The 2,706-nt window shown below is 69.5% G+C and carries 3 protein-coding genes; 1 reads left to right on the forward strand and 2 read right to left on the reverse strand.

What is annotated here, in order from left to right:
• Nucleotides 1-307: lysozyme inhibitor LprI family protein (locus DPV74_RS40595; protein ID WP_119339230.1), on the forward strand; the 307-nt coding region annotated here is incomplete at its 5' end.
• An 82-nt stretch (nucleotides 308-389) separates the two neighbouring features.
• Here the strand turns inward: DPV74_RS40595 and DPV74_RS40600 are convergent.
• Complete coding sequence (locus DPV74_RS40600; protein ID WP_060083253.1) at nucleotides 390-1,073, reverse strand: HAD family phosphatase; 684 nt, start codon at nucleotides 1,071-1,073, stop codon at nucleotides 390-392.
• Between the two features lie 94 nt (nucleotides 1,074-1,167).
• A complete protein-coding gene (gene argH / locus DPV74_RS40605) occupies nucleotides 1,168-2,577 on the reverse strand; it encodes an argininosuccinate lyase (RefSeq protein WP_027786739.1) in 1,410 nt (469 codons plus the stop codon).
• Nucleotides 2,578-2,706 lie beyond the last annotated feature (129 nt).

Below are 2,706 nucleotides of genomic sequence, written 5' to 3' on the forward strand. Positions count from 1 at the left end.
CCAGGGTGGGGCCCGGCCGAACGGCAAGCCGGCGAACGCGCCGCGCGATCCGGCCGTGCGCCGCGTGCGCCCGTGCGAACAGGACGCCGCGTGCGAGCACGCGCTGTTCGACCTGAACCGCTATTACCAGAAGCTGCGCCGCAAGATGCCTGCGCATTCGGCCGCGACGCTCGTACGCGCGCAGCGCGCGTGGGTCGGGTTCCGCGATGCGACGGCGCCGCTCGTCGGCGAGGACGGCCGCGTCGACCTGATCGGCGCGCGCATCGCGACGATGAAACGGCTGTCGGAGACGGCGGGCAACAAGTAAGCGCAACCGCGATGCCGGTTGTTCGGCGATAGGGCAAAACGGGCACCTTCGGGTGCCCGTTTTGCATTGGGTGGCACGCGATCTAAGCGGGCCGTCGCGTATCGTGCCCGCCGAACCACGACGGCACGAGCGCGAGCGCATCGTCGAGCGAGGCGAGCACGTGCAGGCTCAGCGCGATGATCTCGGGCGTCGGCGCCTTCAGGTCGGGCACCGTGACGACCGATGCGCCCGCGCCGGCGGCCGACTGCGCACCGAAATCGCTGTCCTCGAACGCGACGCATGCGTGTGCCGGCACGCCGAGGCGTTCGGCCGCGAGCCGGTAGACGGCCGGGTCGGGCTTGCCGCGCGCGACTTCGTCGCCGCCCGCGATCGCGCGGAAGAACGGCAGCACGCCGACCGCGTCGAGCCGCGCGCGGATCACCTCGCTCGCGGACGACGACGCGACCGCGCACGGAATGCCGGCTTGCGCGAGCGCGTCGAGCAGCGCGAACGCGCCGGGCTTCAGCGGAAACTTCGGATGCGGTTCGGGCGCCGCGAGCTGCTCGCGCACGCGGGTGCGCACCGCGTCGAACGTATCGGGGTTGCCGATCAGCCGCGCCAGGATCACCTGGCCTTCGGCGAACGAGCGGCCGACGATCTGCAGGTAGTCGGCGGTGGTCAGCGTGACGCCGTGCGCATTCGACACGTCGATCCACGTGTTCATGATGGTCCGCTCGGAATCGACGAGCAGGCCGTCCATGTCGAAGAGCGCGGCGGAAAAGGTCATCGGCGGCATTCGGGAAGCGGGGAAGGCGATGGGCGGCGCGACGGCCGCCCGAATGAAAAACGGACGCCGATGGCGTCCGTCCGGAACAGCGGGCTTACCGGCCGAGCGCGGCGCGGGCTGCCTTGACCGCCGCACGCACCTGGTCGGGCGCGGTGCCGCCCGGGTGATTGCGGCTGGCGACCGAACCTTCGAGCGTCAGGTAGCCGAACACGTCTTCGCCGATCAGGTGCGCGACGTTCGGCAGTTCCTGCTTCATCTCGTCGAGCGTCAGGTCGGCCAGGTCGATGCCACGGTCGTCGCAGATCTTCACGGCGTGCGCGACGGCTTCGTGCGCATCGCGGAACGGCAGGCCGCGCTTCACCAGGTAGTCGGCGAGGTCGGTGGCGGTCGAGAAGCCCTGCAGGGCGGCCGCGCGCATCGCGTCCGGCTTCACGGTGATGCCGGCCACCATCTCGGCGAAGATCCGCAGCGTGTCGGCGACGGTGTCGACCGTGTCGAACAGCGGCTCCTTGTCTTCCTGGTTGTCCTTGTTGTACGCGAGCGGCTGGCCTTTCATCAGCGTCAGCAGCGCCATCAGGTGGCCGTTCACGCGGCCCGTCTTGCCGCGCGCGAGCTCGGGCACGTCCGGGTTCTTCTTCTGCGGCATGATCGAGCTGCCGGTGCAGAAGCGGTCGGCGATGTCGATGAAGCCGACGCGCGGGCTCATCCACAGCACGAGTTCTTCGGAGAAGCGCGACACGTGCGTCATCACGAGCGCGGAAGCCGCGGTGAATTCGATCGCGAAGTCGCGATCCGACACCGCGTCGAGCGAGTTCGCGCAGATGCCGTCGAAGCCGAGCGTCTTCGCCACGGCGTGACGGTCGATCGGGTAGCTCGTGCCGGCGAGCGCGGCCGCGCCGAGCGGCAGGCGGTTCACGCGGGTGCGGCAGTCGCGCATGCGCTCGGCGTCGCGCGAGAACATTTCGACGTACGCGAGCAGGTGGTGGCCGAACGTGACGGGTTGCGCGACCTGCAGGTGCGTGAAGCCTGGCATGATCGTGTCGGCGTTCTGTTCCGCGAGGTCGAGCAGCGCGCCGCGCAGGTCGTTCAGCAGGCCGCCGATGCGGTCGATCTCGCCGCGCAGCCACAGGCGGATGTCGGTGGCGACCTGGTCGTTGCGCGAGCGGCCCGTGTGCAGGCGCTTGCCGGCATCGCCGATCAGCGCGGTCAAGCGCGCCTCGATGTTCAGGTGGACGTCTTCCAGGTCGAGCTGCCATTCGAATTCGCCGCGCTCGATTTCTCCCTTGATCTGCGCCATTCCGCGTTCGATCGCGGCCAGATCGTCGGCGCTGATGATCTTCTGCGCGGCGAGCATGTTCGCGTGCGCGAGCGAGCCGGCGATGTCGACGAGCGCGAGGCGCTTGTCGAAAAACACCGACGACGTGTAGCGCTTGACCAGCTCCGACATCGGTTCCGAGAAGCGGGCCGACCAGGCCTCGCCCTTTTTGTGCAGTTGGGACGTCATGGCGATTCTTCGAAGGGGGATGTTGGGCGGCGGCGCCGCCGAGAGAATCCCGCGATTCTAACATTCGCGGGCCTGCCCGCCGCGGCGCGCAGCCGTTCGCGGCGGCCAGCCGGCCGTGGCCCGCGCGGG

Origin of the sequence: Burkholderia sp. HAN2018, from assembly GCF_024704855.1 — a bacterium.
GTDB classification, from domain to species: Bacteria; Pseudomonadota; Gammaproteobacteria; order Burkholderiales; family Burkholderiaceae; genus Burkholderia; species Burkholderia cepacia.